The organism is Methanocella arvoryzae MRE50, from assembly GCF_000063445.1.
In the GTDB taxonomy this organism is placed as follows: Archaea; Halobacteriota; Methanocellia; order Methanocellales; family Methanocellaceae; genus Methanocella_A; species Methanocella_A arvoryzae.
Genome location: NC_009464.1, coordinates 1,932,142 through 1,950,754, shown reverse-complemented (window position 1 = coordinate 1,950,754; position 18,613 = coordinate 1,932,142). Strand labels below are relative to the sequence as shown.

20 protein-coding genes are annotated in these 18,613 nt (G+C 55.6%); 14 read left to right on the top strand and 6 right to left on the bottom strand.

Annotated elements, in window-relative coordinates; all coding sequences use genetic code 11:
- The first annotated feature begins 199 nt into the window (after positions 1-199).
- The 6 genes from hemA to RCI_RS09690 are packed head-to-tail and all read left to right on the top strand — an operon-like array spanning position 200 to position 6,179.
- Positions 200-1,483 carry a glutamyl-tRNA reductase gene (hemA, locus tag RCI_RS09715; protein ID WP_012036260.1) on the top strand — a complete coding sequence of 428 codons (1,284 nt, stop codon included), beginning with the start codon at positions 200-202 and terminating at the stop codon, positions 1,481-1,483.
- Entirely contained in the window at positions 1,440-2,414 is a 975-nt protein-coding gene (gene hemB / locus RCI_RS09710; protein WP_012036259.1) for a porphobilinogen synthase, read from the top strand. Before hemA ends, hemB begins: the two co-directional genes overlap by 44 nt.
- Before the next feature lie 52 nt (positions 2,415-2,466).
- Positions 2,467-3,747 (top strand): glutamate-1-semialdehyde 2,1-aminomutase, encoded by a 1,281-nt coding sequence (gene hemL / locus RCI_RS09705; RefSeq protein WP_012036258.1) that lies wholly within the window; start codon positions 2,467-2,469, stop codon positions 3,745-3,747.
- A 10-nt stretch (positions 3,748-3,757) separates the two neighbouring features.
- Entirely contained in the window at positions 3,758-4,669 is a 912-nt protein-coding gene (gene hemC, locus RCI_RS09700; protein WP_012036257.1) for a hydroxymethylbilane synthase, read from the top strand.
- Positions 4,669-5,412: a uroporphyrinogen-III C-methyltransferase gene (gene cobA, locus RCI_RS09695; protein WP_048198418.1), complete on the top strand. Its 744-nt coding sequence runs from the start codon at positions 4,669-4,671 to the stop codon at positions 5,410-5,412. Before hemC ends, cobA begins: the two co-directional genes overlap by 1 nt.
- Complete coding sequence (locus RCI_RS09690; RefSeq protein ID WP_012036255.1) at positions 5,409-6,179, top strand: uroporphyrinogen-III synthase; 771 nt, start codon at positions 5,409-5,411, stop codon at positions 6,177-6,179. Before cobA ends, RCI_RS09690 begins: the two co-directional genes overlap by 4 nt.
- A 558-nt stretch (positions 6,180-6,737) precedes the next feature.
- On the opposite strand, the gene RCI_RS09680 is transcribed toward RCI_RS09690, so the two are convergent.
- Positions 6,738-7,322, bottom strand: a complete 585-nt coding sequence (locus RCI_RS09680) for a hypothetical protein (protein WP_048198415.1) — start codon at positions 7,320-7,322, stop codon at positions 6,738-6,740.
- Between the two features lie 88 nt (positions 7,323-7,410).
- On the opposite strand from RCI_RS09680, the gene RCI_RS09675 reads away from it, so the two are divergent.
- Complete coding sequence (locus tag RCI_RS09675; RefSeq protein ID WP_148266589.1) at positions 7,411-7,737, top strand: zinc ribbon domain-containing protein; 327 nt, start codon at positions 7,411-7,413, stop codon at positions 7,735-7,737.
- Between the two features lie 540 nt (positions 7,738-8,277).
- Here the strand turns inward: RCI_RS09675 and RCI_RS09670 are convergent.
- Positions 8,278-8,847, bottom strand: coding sequence for an aldolase (locus RCI_RS09670; RefSeq protein WP_012036252.1), 570 nt, complete (start codon positions 8,845-8,847; stop codon positions 8,278-8,280).
- Positions 8,848-8,950: 103 nt separating this feature from the next.
- Here RCI_RS09670 and RCI_RS09665 point away from each other — a divergent pair, with 103 nt between their 5' ends.
- The 4 genes from RCI_RS09665 (at position 8,951) to RCI_RS09650 (ending at position 11,921) form a co-directional block, all read left to right on the top strand.
- A complete protein-coding gene (locus tag RCI_RS09665; protein WP_012036251.1) occupies positions 8,951-9,556 on the top strand; it encodes a class I SAM-dependent methyltransferase in 606 nt (201 codons plus the stop codon).
- A 136-nt stretch (positions 9,557-9,692) separates the two neighbouring features.
- Positions 9,693-10,322, top strand: coding sequence for a hypothetical protein (locus RCI_RS17250; protein WP_048198414.1), 630 nt, complete (start codon positions 9,693-9,695; stop codon positions 10,320-10,322).
- Between the two features lie 63 nt (positions 10,323-10,385).
- Complete coding sequence (locus tag RCI_RS09655) at positions 10,386-11,123, top strand: HAD family hydrolase (RefSeq protein ID WP_012036249.1); 738 nt, start codon at positions 10,386-10,388, stop codon at positions 11,121-11,123.
- A gap of 21 nt (positions 11,124-11,144) precedes the next feature.
- The gene (locus RCI_RS09650; protein WP_012036248.1) at positions 11,145-11,921 is read left to right on the top strand and encodes an HAD family hydrolase; all 777 of its coding nucleotides are present in this window, start codon (positions 11,145-11,147) and stop codon (positions 11,919-11,921) included.
- A gap of 201 nt (positions 11,922-12,122) precedes the next feature.
- Here RCI_RS09650 and RCI_RS09645 read toward each other — a convergent pair whose 3' ends face one another.
- Positions 12,123-12,524 (bottom strand): GxxExxY protein, encoded by a 402-nt coding sequence (locus RCI_RS09645; RefSeq protein ID WP_048198413.1) that lies wholly within the window; start codon positions 12,522-12,524, stop codon positions 12,123-12,125.
- A gap of 569 nt (positions 12,525-13,093) precedes the next feature.
- On the opposite strand from RCI_RS09645, the gene RCI_RS09640 reads away from it, so the two are divergent.
- Both RCI_RS09640 and rnhB read left to right on the top strand, forming a co-directional pair.
- A complete protein-coding gene (locus tag RCI_RS09640) occupies positions 13,094-13,996 on the top strand; it encodes an endonuclease III domain-containing protein (protein WP_148266588.1) in 903 nt (300 codons plus the stop codon).
- A 5-nt stretch (positions 13,997-14,001) separates the two neighbouring features.
- Positions 14,002-14,676, top strand: a complete 675-nt coding sequence (rnhB, locus tag RCI_RS09635) for a ribonuclease HII (RefSeq protein ID WP_012036245.1) — start codon at positions 14,002-14,004, stop codon at positions 14,674-14,676.
- 478 nt (positions 14,677-15,154) lie between these two features.
- On the opposite strand, the gene RCI_RS09630 is transcribed toward rnhB, so the two are convergent.
- Both RCI_RS09630 and RCI_RS09625 read right to left on the bottom strand, forming a co-directional pair.
- A complete protein-coding gene (locus tag RCI_RS09630) occupies positions 15,155-16,192 on the bottom strand; it encodes an EF-Tu/IF-2/RF-3 family GTPase (protein ID WP_012036244.1) in 1,038 nt (345 codons plus the stop codon).
- A gap of 115 nt (positions 16,193-16,307) precedes the next feature.
- Positions 16,308-16,700 (bottom strand): roadblock/LC7 domain-containing protein, encoded by a 393-nt coding sequence (locus RCI_RS09625; RefSeq protein ID WP_231844823.1) that lies wholly within the window; start codon positions 16,698-16,700, stop codon positions 16,308-16,310.
- Positions 16,701-16,943: 243 nt separating this feature from the next.
- On the opposite strand from RCI_RS09625, the gene RCI_RS09620 reads away from it, so the two are divergent.
- Positions 16,944-17,495: a hypothetical protein gene (locus RCI_RS09620; RefSeq protein WP_012036242.1), complete on the top strand. Its 552-nt coding sequence runs from the start codon at positions 16,944-16,946 to the stop codon at positions 17,493-17,495.
- Between the two features lie 271 nt (positions 17,496-17,766).
- On the opposite strand, the gene RCI_RS09615 is transcribed toward RCI_RS09620, so the two are convergent.
- On the bottom strand, positions 17,767-18,600 hold the full coding sequence (locus RCI_RS09615) for a hypothetical protein (RefSeq protein WP_012036241.1): 834 nt from the start codon (positions 18,598-18,600) through the stop codon (positions 17,767-17,769).
- Positions 18,601-18,613 lie beyond the last annotated feature (13 nt).

Genomic DNA, 18,613 nt, shown 5'->3' with positions numbered 1-18,613 from the left:
TGATACTTACATTGTTTCATGGTCGCTCTGATGGTAAGTATAACTAATTTACAGTATGTTGCATATATTGTTTAACAGCCCCCTGACTGAAAGTATGCACCTGGCAATCTTTTACTCCGCAAGTTTTATCCTGTTATAGTGCTAAAAAATTAAGTAAAAGTGTTACTATATCATATGATTATACTTAAAAAGTGATCACATGGCTCAGGTTTGCAGCATCTCGGTCAACCACAGGCATGCGGGCATCGAAGGCATCGAGCGCGCCCGCTTCCGGGACCCGGATGTGGCGATGCTCAGGCTCCTCTCCCTGCCCGGGGTATCGGAGGCCGTCGTGCTGCAGACCTGCAACCGCGTGGAGATTTACGCAGTGGCCGAGTCGGTCGAGGATATCGTCGGCTTCGCCCGCGCCGAGGGCATGCCTCTCGAAATCGCCGAGGTCAGGGCCGGCGACGACTGCCTGAAAGGGCTGTTGAGGCTGGCCTGCGGCCTGGAGTCCATGATCGTGGGCGAGGATCAGATCCTGGGACAGCTGAAAACTGCGCTGCTGCAGGCCCGGCGGCTCGGGACTATAGGCCCGGTACTGTCGACCGCCATACAGAAATCCATTCACGTGGGCGCCCGCGCCCGTATTGAAACAGAGATCAACAAGGGCTCGGTCTCGATCGGGTCTGCGGCGGTAGAGCTCGCAGAGTCGCTGCTGGGCGACCTCCGGGGCCGTACTATCCTGGTGGTCGGCGCCGGGGAGATGGGCACCCTCGTGGCGAACGCGATGGCTGAGAAGAGCCTCCGGGCGATCTACGTCGCCAACCGCACCTTCGAGCAGGCTGAAAAGCTGGCCTCAAGCTTACAGGGCGTCGCCATCAGGCTGGAACGCCTGTGCGACTACATGGGCAGCGCCGACGTGGTGATCTGCGCCACGGGCGCACCTCATCTCATCATCACGAAGAAGATGGTGGAGCAGTGCAAGGGCGAGAAGCCCCTCATCTTCATCGACATCACAAATCCGAGGAACATCGAGGAAACCGTGGGAGAGGTGCCCGGGGTGACGCTGCACAATATCGACAGCCTGCGGCAGATCAACGAGGCCAGCATGAGGCGCAGGCAGGGCGAGGCAAGAAAAGTAGAAGCAATTATCGAAGAAGAGCTGGTTCTGCTTCAGCGGGACATCAGGCGCCTGCATGCCGATCGGGTCATCGGAGACCTGTACCAGCGCACCGATCACATCAGGGCGACGGAACTCCGCAGGGCGGTGGCCCGCCTGAGCACCGCGGGAAGCCTCACAGAACAGCAGATCAGCATCCTCCACGACTTTTCGATGGCCCTGACCAACAAGATACTGGCCGCCCCGACCAGGCAGCTCAGGCGGGCTGCCGAGCGGTGCGACGAGGACTGCCTCCGCACGGCGGAGGAACTATTTGACCTGTGGGTGGAAGAGAGCAATGGGATACCCGGTAACAAGACTAAGGCGTCTAAGACAGACTAAGCTCATCAGGGACATGGTCAGCGAAACCTCGCTCGACGTCAAAGACCTGATCTGCCCCATATTCGTGGACGAGAGCGCTGAGGAACGCAAGCCGATAGGCTCCATGCCCGGCATAGAGAGGCTGCCTCTCGCCGGCCTCGAAGCGGAAGCGGACGAGATCGCAAAGCTGGGCATACCAGCCGTCATCCTGTTCGGCATACCGGAGCACAAGGATCAGACCGGCGACGCCGCGTACGCAGCCGGCAACGTGATCGAGCAGGCCATCAAGGCGATCAAGCGCCGGAACAGAGACCTTTTAGTCATCGCAGACGTGTGCCTGTGCGAATACACCACGCACGGCCACTGCGGGCCGATCAAAAACAATACGGTCGACAACGACGCCACGCTGGACATTATCGCCAGGACGGCGGTCAACTACGCCAGGGCCGGCGCAGACGTGGTCGCCCCCTCGGGCATGATGGACGGCATGGTCCACGCCATCAGGAGCGAGCTGGACTTCTACGGGCTGAAGGATACCATCATCATGTCCTATGCAGCCAAGTACGCCTCTGCATCCTACGGCCCGTTCAGGGAGGCCGCCTCCTCGGGATGCCAGGGCTTCGACCGGTCGACGTACCAGATGGACCCGGCGAACTCTGACGAGGCGATCAGAGAAGTAGCCCTCGACCTTGAGGAGGGCGCCGACATCGTCATGGTCAAGCCCGCCCTGTCCTATTTAGACATCATCTACCGGGTCAAGTCCGAGTTCCGGGTGCCGGTAGCAGCATATAACGTGAGCGGGGAGTACGCCATGATCAAAGCGGCGGCCGCCAACGGGTGGATAGACGGCGAGAAGGTCGCCCGGGAGACGCTGCTCTCCATGCGCCGGGCGGGAGCGGACATGATCATCACCTACTTCGCGAAAGAGATCGCCCCCACGCTGGGGAAATAATTGTATAAAATGGACGTTTTACAGTAAGGCAATAACAGACAGAGGTATCATCTTGAAGCAGGATCATTCAGCGCAGCTATATGACGAGGCGAAGTCACTCTTCCCGGGCGGCGTGTCCAGCCCGGTCAGGGCAATCAAGCCGTTCCCATTCTTCACTAAGTCGGCAAGCGGCAGCCACATCACAGACGTGGACGGCAACGAGTACATAGACTGTTGCCTCGCCTACGGGCCGCTCATCCTCGGCCACGGGCACCCCGCCGTGAAAGAGGCGATCACGAAGCAGCTGGAAAACGGCTGCCTCTACGGCACGCCCAGTGAGATCGAGGTGAAGTACGGTAAACTAATACAGAAGTACTACCCCGGCATGCAAAAGCTGCGGTTCGTGAACACCGGCACCGAAGCCACCATGGGAGCGATAAGAGCGGCCCGGGGTTTCACCGGCAGGGACAAGATCGTCAAGATCGAGGGCGGCTTCCACGGCGCCCATGACGCCGTCTTAGTCAAGGCCGGCTCGGGCGCTACGACCATCGGCGTTCCCGATTCTCTGGGTGTCCCGGTGGACGTGGTGAAGAACACCCTGCAGGTGCCGTACAACGACATCCATGCGCTGGAGGAGACCCTGGAGGCCCATAAAGACGAGATCGCCTGCCTGATCATGGAGCCGGTCATGGGCAACATGGGGCCCATCCTGCCTAAAGACATGTACCTGCGGGCGGTGCGCAACGTGACGAGAGACTACGACGTCCTCCTCATCTTCGACGAGGTCATCACCGGCTTCCGGGTGAGCATTTTCGGCGCACAGGGCTACTACGGCGTCGAGCCCGACCTCACCACCCTGGGCAAGATCGCCGGCGGCGGCCTGCCTATCGGCATTTTCGGCGGACGGAAGGACATCATGGAAACCGTCGCCCCGCAGGGAGGAGTCTACCAGGCTGGCACGTACAACGGCAACCCGCTGTCGCTTACGGCCGGAATGGCCACAGTCGAGGTGCTGGAGAAGGAGAGCGTCCACCACAAGGTGAACGCAAAGGGCAAGGCCCTGTGGCAGTCTTTAACAGATATCGTACGGGGCCTCAGGATGGAGGGCCAGGTCACTCCTACCGGCATCGCCTCCATGTTCCAGCTGTTCTTCGGCCCCCAGCCCGAAAACTACGAGCAGGCCCTCAAGTGCGACAAGCTAAAGTTCAACGAGTTCTGGAAGCACATGCTCCAGAATGGCGTGTTCTTCCCGCCCTCCCAGTTCGAGACCAACTTCCTGTCGCTGGCGCACTCCCAGGCCGATATGGAGCAGATCGTGACAGCGTGCAAGAAGTCGCTGGCCGCGGTGAAATAGGAGCACCAGAATGAGGATAGGAACCAGGGGAAGCAAGCTGGCGCTGGCGCAGGCGGAGAAAGTCCGCCGCCTGCTCAAAGAGCAGGGCGTGGAGGCCACAATTACGGTAATCAAGACCTCCGGGGACGTGCAGAAGGACAGTCCGCTGTACATGATGAAGGGCTATGGAGCCTTCGTCCGGGAGATCGACGACTTACTGTTAAAAAACGAGGTCGACCTAGCCGTCCACAGCCTCAAGGACATCCCGACCGTACGCCCGGAAAATCTGGTGACCGCCGCCGTGCTCAAGCGCGAGTCGGCGCTCGACGTGGCGGTGATCAGAAATGCAGAGCGGCTGGCAGACCTGCCTGAAGGAGCGGTGGTGGGCACTTCCAGCACCCGCAGGGCGGCTATGATCTACCGCCACTACCCCGGGCTCGTCACCAAGGACATCCGGGGCAACGTGGACACCCGGCTGCGCAAGCTCCGGGACGGAGAGTACGACGCGATCCTCCTGGCAGAGGCCGGGCTGATCCGGCTGGGATTGGACTTGAAAGTAGAAAGACTTGACCCATACAACTTTGTCCCGGCGGCCAACCAGGGCGTCATCGCCATCGTGGCCAGACAGGGCACTCCAGAAGCTGAAGTAGTCAAGGAACTGAACGACGAGACCACCTGGATTGAGACGAGGGTGGAGAGGATCATCGCCGCCGGCCTCGACGGAGGCTGCGTAGTCCCGATGGGCGTCTACGCGACCAGAGTCGGGGACGAGATCGACGTGATCGGCGAAGTGCTCTCTCTGGATGGCAGGCAGCAGGTCAGAGTAAGGGAAACCATTCCCGTGGCCGGGTGCGAGGAACACGCGAAGCAAGTATCTGAAAAGCTCGTGCTGGCCGGCGGACTGAAGCTGGCCGAAGAGGCCCGCAAGGAGCTGGACAGGTGATGCCTACGACTGGAAAAGTGTACCTTATAGGCGGCGGACCGGGCGATCCGGAACTGATCACTGTGAAGGCAGTGAGAATCCTCGGGCAGGCAGACGTCATCCTGTACGACGCTTTAGTCGGCCCCGGCATCAGGCAGTACTTCAACCCTGCAGCGGAACTCATCGACGTGGGCAAGAGGGCGGACAAGCATACAGTGCCACAGGAAGAGATGAACCGGATGCTGGTGGAGCAGGCCAGAAAGCACCGCATCGTCGCCCGGCTGAAGGGAGGAGACCCCTACGTGTTCGGCAGAGGAGGAGAAGAGGCTGAAGAGCTGGCGAAAAACAATGTCGAGTTCGAGGTCATCCCCGGCATCAGCTCTGCCATCGCAGCCCCTGCAGCAGCCGGCATACCCGTCACCCACCGGGACCTGGCATCTTCAGTCACCTTCATCACGGGGCACGAAGATCCCACTAAGGGAGAAAGCGCCCTGAACTTCAAATCGCTCGCCGCGATGAACGGCACTTTAGTCATTTTAATGGGCGTCAGCCGCCTCAGGGACAACGTCAAAGCGCTCCTTGACAACGGTAAAGCCAGGGACACGCCGGTGGCCATCGTGGAGAAGGGCACGACCTCCGGGCAGCGGGTCACAATCGGCACGCTCTCCACCATCGTCGAGTTAGCGGAGAAGAGAGGCGTGGAAGCCCCCGCCATCGTGGTAGTCGGCGACGTCGTCAGGATGCACGAGGTGCTCGGCGGATGAAAAGAATAGCGGTCACCAGGCCGAGAAAGTTCCTGCCCGACACAGTCAGGATATTAAAAGAAAAAGGCCTCGAAGCCGTGCCCGTGCCCATGATGGAGATGATCCCCCGGAACGACGGCGCCCTCGAAGCCTTTTTCAAGAGGCTGGAGGCCGGCGAGGCAGACACGGTCATCATCACCAGCCAGAACGGGGTACAGTTCATCTACGATAAAGCCCCGGATCCGGCTGCGCTGACGAAGCAGCTGAACTCTGTAGAGGTCATCGGCATCGGCCCCAGGACTAACAGCGTCCTGACTGAGCGGGGCATCACCCACCTACAGATGCCCGGCACCTTTTCCAGCGAAGGCCTGGTGCAGGACTTCTGCGCTAAGCTGAAAGGCAAACGAGTCGAGGTGCTCCGCAGCAACCATGGCAACCCGATTTTAATCTCAGGATTGGAAGCCGGCGGCGCGAAGGTCAGGGAGATCATCGTCTACGACATCGTGCCCCTGAAGGGCGAGGAACAGGCAGCGTTCGTCAGAGAAGCCCTCGAAGGCAGGATCGACGCCTACACGTTCACCAGCACTATGACAGCGAGAAGCCTGCTCATGATGGGCGAGTCCATGGGCGTGCTGGATCCGTTGAAGCGCGAGATCAACTCTAAGAAAGTGGCTGTGATCGGCCACCCGACCGCCGACTTCCTCAAGAAGAGCGGCATCAGGGTCGACGCCGTGCCTGAGCGGTTTACCTTCGAGGATATGGTTGAGGCACTGCTCAGAGTTTTATAATCCACAAGTTTTAGTCGGCGCCAGGCCGCCTTGTTCTTAAATCGCAAAGGCGCAAGGGCGCAACGACGCAAAGGTTTACCATATTTTGTACGATTTTCTTCGCGCCCTTCTGTCACATTAAAAATTTTTCATAGTTCAGACTTAAGCGTACTGCTGCTCATCGATCAGACTCCTATGAAACTTGTTGTTACGGCGAGGGTTGCAAGGCCGCCAAGCACTCGCTTTATGAAAAATGGGATATTCAGGTAGAGGCTATTAAAAATTAATAGTTGGCCCTGTGTGAGTCTAAAATACCGCCAAGGCCGCCAAGGAGCCAAGCTCGCCAAGACCCAGATTTTTCATGGGACGCCAAGGGCTTTTTCTATCGGAACCTCGCCGATCACTATAATTATAGCTTGGCGTGCTTGGCTCCTTGGCGTGCTTGGCGGCTTTACTATCGCAGAAACTGAGAACCGCAAGTTTTTCATCACTTAAGCCTGATCAAGGCTCCGATCATCACCTGACACTTTGCGCCCTTGCGAACTAAAATCGAGGCCTCCCGGGGCCGAGATTATCCTTTCAAGCCACAGGAGGCCCTCTGTGCTCGGGGTTCTGCCGGCATATCAGGTCGTAGACCTGCCGTGCATCTTCGATGTCCTCGAACGCAAGGTCGAACAGCCGCTTTCCTCCCCGGACGTGCTCCATGCCCACATAGGTCAGTACGCCCTCGCCGAAGTAGATCGTGCCCCTCTCGCCGGAAGACATGCGAAGCCTGACCGGATTGCTTATATCTATCGCCACCAGCACGGGAACCCTGTACTGGAATAGGGCCAGCGCCCGCCGGTTCGTCAGTGCGTAGTACGCCTTCTTCCGGGCCAGGAAGCCTCCGCCGACCTGGTTGAAGGTGGCGTAGATGCACATGGCACAGAAGAGCAGGCCCAGAATGGCCGCTATCGCCCGGTACAGGGTATTGTGGACCAGCAGGCCGGCGAGCACCGCGAACAGCAGGGAGATGATCGCTGCAGCGCCGGTGACGAGCGTCGACTTAGGGTTCAGGGGCACTACCGAGTCCTGCCGGGGCCGGCCTGTCCAGACTATACGCTCTCCCCGCTCGAGCACTCCTTCGAAGACCTCAGAATAGTTTACAGGATTATCCGTAGCCATTTCCGCTCCCTCATAACCTGTACCTGATACTGGCTGCGATATTATCAAGGTATGGGTGCAGCATAACTATACCAGAGGCATCAGTATCATGGTCACGTGTCAACACTGCGGAGCCGATATCCCTGCGGGTGCCAGGTTTTGCCCCCGGTGCGGCAGCTACGCTGGCGGGCCCTTCGAGAAGGCCTACGGAGAGATCAAGCGTGGCTATCGCAAGAACACACGATGGTCGCGACAGCAAGGCCTGCTCAAAATGATCATGCTGGCTCTTCTGGTCATCTATGCCGGCGCCATCATGTACCTGACCTCGTCCAGCCTGACCAGCCTGATCGGGAGGCATAACGCCTGGGCGTACCTCCTCGCAGGCTTGGTAGCTTACCTGATCATTCGGGTTGCTGCCAGATATCTGATGAGGTAAGACTATCAGGGTTCGGCGCCAGGCCGCCTTGTTCTTAAATCGTAAAGAGTCGGATGATGATCTGAGTCTTGATCAGGTATAAGAGATGAAAAATCAGCAGTTTCCCTGATCTGCGCATATATCACCGCCAAGCTCGCCAAGGGGCCAAGCACGCCAAGCTACATATTGAGGATCGGTGCGATTCCGATCGAAAAAGTCCCTGGCGTTCCATGAAAAATTAGCTCTTGGCGGGCTTGGCTCCTTGGCGTGCCTGGCGGTGTTTTCGACCTACTCAGGGCCAACTTTCAATTTTTCATAGCCCCTACATGAATATCCCAGTATTCATATGGCGAGTGCTTGGCTCCTTGGCGTTCCATGAAAAATGTAGATATTATCGGCGCCGGGACGCCATATTTTTTGTTCGCAATATGCAAGGATTCGACCCTTCGGTCGCGTCGACGCAAGGGCGCAACGACGCAAAGGATATCTGAAAAATCTTTGCGCCTTTGCGTCGTTGCGTCTTTGCGATTTATAACCGAGGCCTCCCGGGGCCGAGATTTATTATTTCTTCGCCAGATCCACGTGGTACTTCACGAAGCAGCTGTGCTCGATCATGGCCGTGGTGTTGAAGCAGTCCGCCAGGTCTCCGCCTATCGCGAAGGAGCCGTGGCCCCGGTTGAGGGCGCCCTTGTACTTGCCCGTGGAGAAGAGCCTGGAGACGTTGTCATACAGTAGCTGTGAGCCGGTCTCGCCGTCGATGATGGGTATGGTGCCCAGGAAAGGCAGGCCTTCACTGTCCAGCGGCTTGACCTCGTCCTTCTGCAATAGCGACTCTATGATGCCGAACCTCGGGTGGGCGTGGATGATCGCTCTGGCGTTCGTAGATAAATAGATCGCACAGTGGCTGGGCGTCTCGGTGGATGCCAGCGACTCTATGGAGTCGTCTTCGTCATCCGAAGGGTGTAAGCCCACTTCGACGAGGTCTTCAGGTCCCTGGATGTTCCCGAGCATGACGCCGCTGCGCTTTATCAACAGACCGTTTTTCGTCCGCACGCTGATGTTGCCGAACCGGGAGCTGACCAGCCCCGCGTCGTCCAGCTTTTTACCCCAGTAGGCTATTTCTCGCCACATCACCTATGAATTAGCGACTACATTTTATAGCTCTTCCGCTACCTGATATAATGAGATACTCGCGGTGGGCTTGTTCCACAGGAAATAAAGGGGTTCTGAGGGCATGGAAGTTTCGCATCTGAAGGCGTGGAAGAAGGAATACTCCAGCGTGACCTGGAGGGGCCCCTATGATATCGGCCCGATCAGGGCGGCGGTACCGCCGGGAGCCCTGGTGCTGGACGTGGGCTGCGGCAGCGGCAAGATCATGGCTCCGCTCCTGCGGGCCGGCTATAACGTAGTCGGCATGGACGTGGCGAGGGAGGGGCTCCTGATGGTCAGGGAGGGAGAGAGGATCGAGGGAGATGCCCGGCACCTGCCTTTTAAGGATAGCTCGTTCGACGCGGTGGTATGCTACGATGTCCTGCAGCACCTCCTCGAAGCCGAGAGGCAGATGGCCGTGGCAGAAATAAAAAGGGTGCTGGCGCCGGGCGGAAGGGTCTTCGTAGAGGTCTTCGGCAGGGAGGACATGAGGTACGGCGGCACTGCGGTCGAGCCCCATACGTTCAGACGGGAGAGCGGGATCATCTACCATTATTTCTCTGAAGCAGAGCTTCTCGAGCTGCTGGAAGGGCTGGAGCCCCGTGTGGAAAGTCGGCTGACGCGCAGGGTTTTCCGGGGAGAGGAGCACGTGCGGCACAGGCTGTTTGCGGCCGGAAAGAGGCAAAAATAAAATGTAGTGCAACCATTAGTTTACATATGGATCAAATTTTATAATATGCTTGAGCGCTACAGATGATCGGTTGCCAAACGAAATATTTTAAATAGATTCGTGCCAGAATGATAGTGACTTTCGGGTGGACCTTTCCATGGACATATTAAGCCGCCTTTACGACCTCACTGGCACGTCGGACCCTGCCCAGCTCGCCGTTACTACCCTGATCGCGCTGGTGCTCGCAGGAGGCCTCGCAGCCCTGATACTGGAGGCTGTCAGGATCGTAAAAGAGTACTCCAGGCAGGAAGTACCGCACGCTGCCCCGGCGCCGGAGCCGAAGCCGGAAAAAGCGCCTGAAGCTCCGGGGGAAAAGCCTGCGGAAAAGCCTCCGGCGAAAGCCCCCGAAAAGCCCGCAGTCCCCGGGATCGAAGTGGTCAAGGGCACTGTGAAGGAAAGCATGGAAGCGCTGGAGAAGAAGTACAGGCTGAACGCCGTCACGCTTGCCACGGCAGACGGCCTGGTGATCGCCTCCACAATCAACGATCCCGACGAGGAAGCGGCCGTCTGGTCCGGCAGGTTCAACGAGATGCACAAGGAAAAGCCGGGCAGCTACTACCCGGTGGCCGACAAGGGAGTATACCTGTACTCGACGGAGAGTGCCGGCAACAAAGTCATCGGAGTGGCCCGAAGGACCGTTGCGCTGGAGCAGGACGAGATCAAAGGCCTGCAGGACGACACGAAGAAGATCGTGGACAAGTTCGCGCCGGCCGTCAGGAAACCTTAATTTTTTACCGCCGCTGCACAAAGATATTATGTTTATCGCCGGGAATGTATACGTGGAGTCATCATGGCCGGCATAGAGGCAGTTACTTTCGATCTCTGGTTCACCCTTATAGCCCACGATCACCTGTACGACGACCGGTTACGCGCCGCCCGCACGGCAGGCATCAGGGACGCGCTGGAAGCAGAAGGCATCTCAGTGACGGATGATGCGATTACCCGGGCATACGCCACCTCCGAAGGCTACCTGCAGCAGCGGTGGTCCCGGAACCTTGACGTCGACACCCCGGAACAGGTAGAGATTCTACTGAAATGCATCGGCATCAAGCCGACACCTGAGCTGGTCAATGCCGTCGATAAGCCGTATTCGGACGCAATCCTGCATGTCGAGCCGGACCTCGTCGACGGTGCAGAGGAAGTCCTGGACTCGCTGAACAGCACCGGAGTGAAGCTCGGGCTGATCTCCAACACTGGCCGAACCCCTGGCAGGTCTATGCGGAAGATTATGGACCGCCTTGGTATCCTGCGCTACTTCAAGGTGACCACGTTCTCCAACGAGGCAGGCTACCTCAAACCCGACGGGCGCATTTTCGCCTCCACGCTCGACCTGCTGCGGACAGTGCCGGAGAAAGCCGTCCACGTAGGCGATCACCCCATGCTAGACGTGCAGGGCTCGAAAGAGTTCGGCATGAAGTGCATCCATTTCACCCGATACGCCCCGGCTATCAAAGCCCCGCACGCCCCTGACCGGGCGGTGGAAACGCTGAGGCAGATTCCGGAAGCGATCTCTCATCTCGACCGGTGAACACTGAAGGAGCAGGCACTTATGACGATCGATACAGTAACCTTCGACGTGTGGAACACTTTAGTGGTACACGAGTTCTACGACGACCGGCTGAAAAACCACCGCATGAAGAGCATCCGCGATGCACTGCGGGAGCACGGCCATTCTTGCACCTGCGAGGAGATCAGGATTGCCTACGACTACACTGAGGAGTGCCTGACAAGGATATGGCAGACAGAGAGGGACCTCAGCAACGACGGCCACCTCGCCCTATTCCTGGAAGGAATGGGCCTCGATCCTGACGACGACACCATGGAGATCATCCGGGAACCGTACTCCTGCGCCTTGCTCGACTTCCGCCCGAAGCTGGTGGACGGAGCAGCAGACATAATCAATACCCTGAAAGACCAGGGCTACAGGCTCGGGCTCATCTCCAACACCGGCCGCACCCCGGGGAGGACGATGAGGGAAGTGCTGAGCGAATACGGCCTCGCCGGCTGCTTCACGGCCATGACCTTCTCGGACGAAGTCGGCCACATCAAGCCCGGCCGGCAGATCTATGACAGGGCACTGAAAAGCCTGGGCTCTGCCCCGGAGAAGACCGTCCACATCGGAGATAACCCGCTGCTCGACGTGTACGGAGCAAAGGCCTGCGGCTGGAAGGCTATTCTCTTTACGAAGTACATGGCCAGCTTCGAGAAGTACGCCTCCAAATATTACAACGCCAACGGCCGCACGGCCGAGCCGGACTACACGGTCGAGACGCTCGGCCAGATAGTGGATGCGCTGGCCGCTCTCGATAGCAAGAACGTAGAGTAAATAACCATACTCAGTATTCCTGGGCATGGGCATATCAAGTCCCTGCATGGTGGGACAGCAATACGAACGCTGCGCTGTGCTAATCCTCACAGATGCCACAGATTACGTTTGATTCCACAGATTATAGTAGAATAATATGATTAGGGGAGAATCCACGGATTATTACTCGATAGCACAGATGGGCCTTATTATGGTTAAGCGCTAATTGATAATTCTGATTATGCTTTTCTTCATATCTGTCGTATTGAAGTTAATAAGTAGAGCCAGCTTTAAGCCGCTAAGTTTTAAATAAGAAAGGGTCTGAGCATGATGTAACGCTGTTAGATTTTCTACTGCTTTAACTTCCACGATCAACGCTTTTTCTACCAAAATGTCGATTCTCATTTGCTTATCGAGACTTTTCTCGTTATACACGACTGGTAGTGACACCTCGGACTCTACTGATAGACCTTTGTGTTTTAGTTCTTCAATTAAACATGTTGTATAGATGCTTTCAAGCAACCCCGGGCCTAGTTTATTGTAAACTTTAAATGCAGCTCCCCTTGTTGCATACGTCAGCTCATTGAGTTTCTCAATGGGATAATGCACAAATCTCTGATCCATATGCCCTCTTTAAATCACTTAACTTATAACTATTTTTCTAATAATTGAAAATAAGATATGCGTTAACTACTCACACATCTTTAAAAATAACCTATGCACTGGAAAACTAGAGCCGCCTCTTTCAACTAACTCTGATGACGCTACAACAAGACGGGTACTGGGCTTTGCGTTTTTTGTTTCCGTGTGATGTGACAGCAAGACGAACGTTGCGCTGTGTAAAACCACACGGATTCCACAGATTGAAACCGATTCCACAGATAACGAAATAAATCAGACGATATCTCTCTGCCTGATAGATTACTGATTAATTAGAATTCCATGTATTTTCTTTCCGTGATATCATGTCAGTATCTGTGGATTCTCACAGTATTCCCATATAGTATAGTTATCTGTGGAATCAATTGTAATCTGTGGCATCTGTGTGGTTTAGCACAGCGCAGCGTTCGTATTGCTATCTTGGAAAAACCTATGCAATCAAGTAAGGTACAACTCAGCATTCGATTGTTTTTAACCAATTCTAACCGGGACAGAAGAAAAGTAAATATAAAATGAGTGGTGACGTGCCTGTGATGTACTCCGACACAGGGTCGGTCGACCTGCGCTCGACCATGGACATCCAGATCACCGCGCTGGAGTGGATGCCGTTTGGAGACGGATACCTCAAGTACTACCCCGATACCGACGAGGACGTGTACCTGGAGCAGACGCAGGACGGCTCGCTGATCGTCAGGCCGGAGAAGTACCGGGAGAGGGTCCTGTCCGAGTTCGACTACCCCCTCGACCAGGTCTACCACGGGGAAAATGAGTTGCTGCTGCGGCTGAAAGAGTACTATAAGAACTGCTGGGCCCTCAAGCTGCACGACCCCTACATTTCTCTCATAATCACCATTCTCACCCAGAACAAGACCGCGGACAGCGCCAGGAAGACGTTCCACCGCCTGCAGCACCACTACAAGGGCATCGACGTGTATAAGATGGCGTCGGCAGATAAAAAGGAGCTTGAGGAGCTGATCCGGACTTCGGGGCCTTACAAGGCGGATTTTATAATCAGGTGTTCGCAGGAGATCATTGACCGGTGGGGAGGCAGCCTCGAGTGGATGCGCACCGCCCCGACGCAGGAGGCCCGGGAAGCACTGATGAGCCTTTATGGGGTAGGCCCCAAGACCGCCGACTGTGTGCTTTTATTCGCTCTGGGCCATAGCGTCGTGGCGGTGGACACTCACATCTGCCGGGTCTCAGAGCGTACCGGCCTGAGCCTGGCCACCGGCGACAGCGAAGCAGCCAAGCGCAGGGTGAAGGAAGACCTCGAGCGCAAACACCGCATTCCTGGCATGGCCCACCTGCTCATCATCAACCTCGGCCGGGACTTCTGCAAGGCTGTGCTGCCGCTGCACCACGAGTGCCCGGTGGAGGACATCTGCCCGAAGAGGGGCATCAGGAAAGAAAAGGGACTGGGATTAATCGAGGAGTGACTCCTATGGCCAAAAAGCGCACCTCGACCATTATGGGCATCGACGAGGCAGGCCGGGGCCCTGTCATAGGCCCGCTGGTCGTCTGTGGCATAATTGTGGAGGAAAAGGATTTGCCGGCCATCGAGGCCATGGGCCTCAAGGACTCCAAGAAGCTCAGCGCCAAAAAGAGGGAAGAGTTCGCCGCCGCCCTCAAGAATAAGTACAAGTACGAACTCTCCGTTCTCCCGCCCCAGGAGATCGACGCCCGTTTCGAATCCGAGGACAACCTGAACCGGCTGGAAGTCAACTGCTTCGCCGGCCTCATCCGCTCCGCAAAGCCGACCATTGCGTATTTAGATGCGTGCGACGTGAACGCCGAGAGATTTGGCATAAACATCAAGAAATGCCTCGACTTCGAGCTTGAAATTGTATCCGCCCACGAGGCCGACAGCAAGTACCCCATAGTGTCCGCCGCTTCAATCATCGCCAAGGTACATCGGGATTCCCTAATCAGGGAGATCTCGGAAAAGATGGGCGAAGACGTGGGCAGCGGCTACCCCGCAGACCCGGTCACAATATCTTTTCTCAAGAACTATTACATGAAACACAAGTGCCTGCCCGACTGCGCGAGGAAGTCCTGGAAGACTTCTAACGCAGTTATCGCGGATTGCCTGCAGGCCCGGCTGTTCCAGTTCGAGTAAAGACCACGACGGCTCTTTTCAACCACGGCGGCACAGCGACACGGCGACAATCCAACCCTAAGCAACCAGATGGTAACTATAACCACGGCGGCACAACGACACAGCGGCAATCCAACCCCACACACAGGTCACTCCTTTTTTAGTCCACGGCGGCACGGAGACGGTGCATTAACCAATTACTATTTGCTGGCCAGGTGTTTCAGCATATCATTATGATCACATGACCGGTAAACTACTTTCAATAGTGATTCCTAGTTTTCACATATAATAACAATTGAAGGATTGTCTCCATGTCATCAGACCGCCGTGCCACCGTGGATCAATAAAAATAATGCTCTTGGCCGTGTCGTTGTGCCGCCGTGGTTAAAAACCTACTCTCACGTTGTCAGGATAAGGAGCCATGCCGCGGTGGTTCAAAAGTTTGCCGTTGCAGAAAAAAGAAGTGCTGTGCCGTGGTGGTGAGCACTGGCGGCACTTTTTATACGGTTCCGCTTGCGAGGAACCGCTGCTTCGGATCCTCTAATCTCGAGATCAGGAACAGGTCGCCCGTCGTATAAGCGACTTCCTTGTCGGTCTTGAGGTGGACGACGTACTTGCCCGCGGATTTGGTGGACTCGACTTCCTTGCCGTTCTCCAGGATCTTGACGATGTTGCCCGGGGTGGACTGCAATCCCGCATAAACGTGGACTTTGTCCCCGGGCTTGAACTCGCCCTTGAACTTAGCCGTTACGCAGTTTAGGGCTAATTCGTCGCCGACCTCTTCTTTTACCGAGAGGATGTGGCCTCTGTCGAGGTCCTTGCTCTGCACGTTCTTGAGCGCAAGTCCGACTCTCGAGCCTGTCGGGGCTTCCTTGACGTCCACGTCGTTCATCTGGATCGAGCGGATTTCGGCTTCCTGCTGGATGGGCCAGACCTTGATCTTCTCTTTCACGTGGATGGTGCCCTGCCTGACGTATCCGAGGATGACGGTGCCGACGCCGGTGACGTTAAAATGATGATCGATGGCCACGCGGGCTGGCTTATCGTTGAGCGCCTTGTTCTCTTCCTTCAGCTTGTTGTCCAGGTCGAACAGAATGTCCTTCAGCCTGTCGATGTTCTCGAAGGTCTTGGTCGAGGTGGGCAGGACTTCCCACGACTCCAGGACAGTGCCCTTCGTCATCAGCCTGATCTTGTTCTTCAGCTCGTCTATGGCATAGGGGTTGGAAGTGTCGGACTTGGTGATCGTGATCAGGCCGTGCTTCGGCTTGAGCAGGTCCAGCATGATGATGCACTCGCCGGCTCTTGCGTCCAGGCCTTTGGCGTCGATGCAGAAGACGATGACGTCGGACATGTTGGCCGCGTTCACCAGCGGCTTCGGGGACTTCGGGTAGCCCACCGGATCGATGACTGCGAGGATGTTGTCTCCCTTCACGAAGTTGTAGAGCACGATGTCGGACTCGGTGCCCTTCTTGCCCAGCTTGGCGGCCAGCGTGGTCTTGCCCGACTGCTCTCCGCCGATCAGTGCTGCGTTTACCATAAAAATCACTCTGCTTGCTTGGGTAGTAAGATGCGAATAATAGTTAAATATGTTACTCTGAATTATCAAAGCTGCGCGAAGGCGACAGATATCGAGGATGCCTGTTCGCCGGCGATTATCTCCCGGGCTTCGCGATAGCCCGGACTTCCAGCGCTGCTTTATCGATCGCTTTCAGGGCCTCTGCCAGCGTCGTTTTGGGCCCGACCATGGCGACCAGCAGAGCCATGGGCCCGGCGCCTACTTCGATGAGCCTGTGGTCCCCGGATTCGATGATCACCCTGCGGGGCACGCCTTGCTTCAGCTCGGATGTGACAGTCTCGGCAGCGCCCAGTACTGCAGCCGCCATGGCAGCGAAGGTTGCCTTCTCCTCTTCCCCTGCCTGCATTTCGGAGTGCAGGATGAAGCCGTCCCTGCTCACCACAGCGGAAGCCTCGATGCCGGACTCGTTGAGCTTGCGCAGGACTGAGCCAAGCTTGCCACTCCTGTCCTCCATCGTGCCTTCCATCATCAGCAAAACCCCATCTGTTGATCAGGATAGTAATTCCCCGGCATATGGAAATAATTAATGGTGAGCCGGAGTGCAGAGGGTTTCCCGGGCCGGAGATTATCGACTGCCACGAAGACATGTAACAGCGCCGCTATCGCCTGTATACGGACGATTTTCAATTATTTCACGCAATAGTTGCAAATTTAAGCAATTTTTCATTAATTTGTCGTAAAATTTTCATAAACCACTAAAACGGTTATATATATGGTCGTTCATACGATCAAGCATCAATATCCAGAGGAGGTTGAGATTCTGGACATGGATGAAAAAATGCGTAAGCTCCTGGCACTCGTTGCCATGGTGGCTATCGGAGCAGTAGTGCTCGTAATCGCGGGAGAGGTGGCGAAGTACATCATACCCCACGAGGCGCTGTACTTCCTGCTGATCAACAAGGTCTACTTCCTGGCCGCGGCCATTTTCCTGCTGCTGCTCGGCATCGACAAGATCAACATGAACAGCGCCCGCAATCTGTCGGCGACCTTCGTGCTGATCATCATCGGCGTTGTGCTACTGTGGTTGCTGGACAAGGCAGCCAGCGGCATGCTGTGGGGCGGAATGTACCCGTCGGTATACGGCCGGATCCCGGCACAGTACGTGACTCTGTTCCTCCAGGCCCTCGACATCATCGCCATCGCGCTGGGCGCCCTCGGTGGCTTCCTGGTCCTGCTGAAGGCGATGGACAAGATAAAGGATCTGCTCAACGGAGCCACTACAACTACGACGGTGAAGACCGAGACCAAGGAAAAAGAGATATAAAGAGAGCGAAAGGCCCTTTCAGACTCACCCGGAAAGGGCTGCTCTAATTTTAATATTATCCCGGATCAGCAGATTATCAGAGCCAGGCGATAGTAAGCTTTATCATATACGATGATAATATAAAGCTCGTATCAGATCCTTTATGTTTAGCAGGCCAGTCTTTGCGGGCCAATGCTTGCTAAACATATCTTTCAGATATCTTCGATAATGTTCAATCACTCAACCACCAGTATTCGCAGTAATCATCTCACTTAGCCTGCAAGTAATAAAATTATAAGGAAGTAATAGTACGTAGAGTACCTTGATCCTCGTTACCGGTAATTTTAAATGGCGTGCTGTTCTGTACCTTGCCATTATTTTCTGTCTGTAGTAGATATGTTCCCGGCTTCAGGTCTTCAAATATATAAAAACCGGAATACGGAGCCGGTTCTGACAGTGTTGAGCAAGCCCCGTCCGCAAGGGTATAAATTGTTTCCTCAGTACTACCCCGTTTAAGTAGAGTTACCTTGACACCGGGCATGTAATCATAGTAGAACATATGTCTTACCCACCCGTATACTGCGCCACCCGTGATATTGGCTGAGGCAGGTACCTGGAGATCAGGATCGTCAACCATTGTGCCGAGAACGCCACCGTCTGTCGCCGGTTGCATTAATCCACTACTTTTATAAGTTTTACCGTTTTTTTCTGAGACTATGACATAATTTCCGTATGGGACATTATTAAATTGGTAAACAGGGCCATAATTGCTCTTATCCGCGTTTACTGTATAAAGAGGATTGCCAGAGATGTCCAGCAGAGTTAAATCTGAATTATTATTTGAAGTATATATGCTCACTTTCGCGTCCGTAATGAATTTATTTTTTCCGTATTGTAACTGGTAATTAACCGTCCCCGTATCACCGTTGTTTTCGTGGTTGGGAAGGACAATGTTTGAATCGTGGGGTATACTATATACATTGGCAGGTGTCTCGTTGCCAGAGATGCTGTTAGATTTGACAACAACTGGGCCTGATTCTGCCTTTTTTTGGCCAATGATATAAGCGGCACTTACGATAACAATGCATATAACCAGTACGGCTGGAACTATTACAGATGTTTTCATGCGTTCTTCTCCG

What these genes read in the sequence shown, in the direction of transcription:
- hemA (WP_012036260.1), top strand. Translation starts at nt 200, where the DNA reads ATGGCTCAGGTTTGCAGCATCTCGGTCAACCACAGGCATGCGGGCATC.
- hemB (WP_012036259.1), top strand. Translation starts at nt 1,440, where the DNA reads ATGGGATACCCGGTAACAAGACTAAGGCGTCTAAGACAGACTAAGCTC.
- hemC (WP_012036257.1), top strand. Translation starts at nt 3,758, where the DNA reads ATGAGGATAGGAACCAGGGGAAGCAAGCTGGCGCTGGCGCAGGCGGAG.
- cobA (WP_048198418.1), top strand. Translation starts at nt 4,669, where the DNA reads ATGCCTACGACTGGAAAAGTGTACCTTATAGGCGGCGGACCGGGCGAT.
- RCI_RS09690 (WP_012036255.1), top strand. Translation starts at nt 5,409, where the DNA reads ATGAAAAGAATAGCGGTCACCAGGCCGAGAAAGTTCCTGCCCGACACA.
- RCI_RS09680 (WP_048198415.1), bottom strand. Translation starts at nt 7,322, where the DNA reads ATGGCTACGGATAATCCTGTAAACTATTCTGAGGTCTTCGAAGGAGTG.
- RCI_RS09675 (WP_148266589.1), top strand. Translation starts at nt 7,411, where the DNA reads ATGGTCACGTGTCAACACTGCGGAGCCGATATCCCTGCGGGTGCCAGG.
- RCI_RS09670 (WP_012036252.1), bottom strand. Translation starts at nt 8,847, where the DNA reads ATGTGGCGAGAAATAGCCTACTGGGGTAAAAAGCTGGACGACGCGGGG.
- RCI_RS09665 (WP_012036251.1), top strand. Translation starts at nt 8,951, where the DNA reads ATGGAAGTTTCGCATCTGAAGGCGTGGAAGAAGGAATACTCCAGCGTG.
- RCI_RS17250 (WP_048198414.1), top strand. Translation starts at nt 9,693, where the DNA reads ATGGACATATTAAGCCGCCTTTACGACCTCACTGGCACGTCGGACCCT.
- RCI_RS09655 (WP_012036249.1), top strand. Translation starts at nt 10,386, where the DNA reads ATGGCCGGCATAGAGGCAGTTACTTTCGATCTCTGGTTCACCCTTATA.
- RCI_RS09650 (WP_012036248.1), top strand. Translation starts at nt 11,145, where the DNA reads ATGACGATCGATACAGTAACCTTCGACGTGTGGAACACTTTAGTGGTA.
- RCI_RS09645 (WP_048198413.1), bottom strand. Translation starts at nt 12,524, where the DNA reads ATGGATCAGAGATTTGTGCATTATCCCATTGAGAAACTCAATGAGCTG.
- RCI_RS09640 (WP_148266588.1), top strand. Translation starts at nt 13,094, where the DNA reads ATGTACTCCGACACAGGGTCGGTCGACCTGCGCTCGACCATGGACATC.
- rnhB (WP_012036245.1), top strand. Translation starts at nt 14,002, where the DNA reads ATGGCCAAAAAGCGCACCTCGACCATTATGGGCATCGACGAGGCAGGC.
- RCI_RS09630 (WP_012036244.1), bottom strand. Translation starts at nt 16,192, where the DNA reads ATGGTAAACGCAGCACTGATCGGCGGAGAGCAGTCGGGCAAGACCACG.
- RCI_RS09625 (WP_231844823.1), bottom strand. Translation starts at nt 16,700, where the DNA reads ATGATGGAAGGCACGATGGAGGACAGGAGTGGCAAGCTTGGCTCAGTC.
- RCI_RS09620 (WP_012036242.1), top strand. Translation starts at nt 16,944, where the DNA reads ATGGTCGTTCATACGATCAAGCATCAATATCCAGAGGAGGTTGAGATT.
- RCI_RS09615 (WP_012036241.1), bottom strand. Translation starts at nt 18,600, where the DNA reads ATGAAAACATCTGTAATAGTTCCAGCCGTACTGGTTATATGCATTGTT.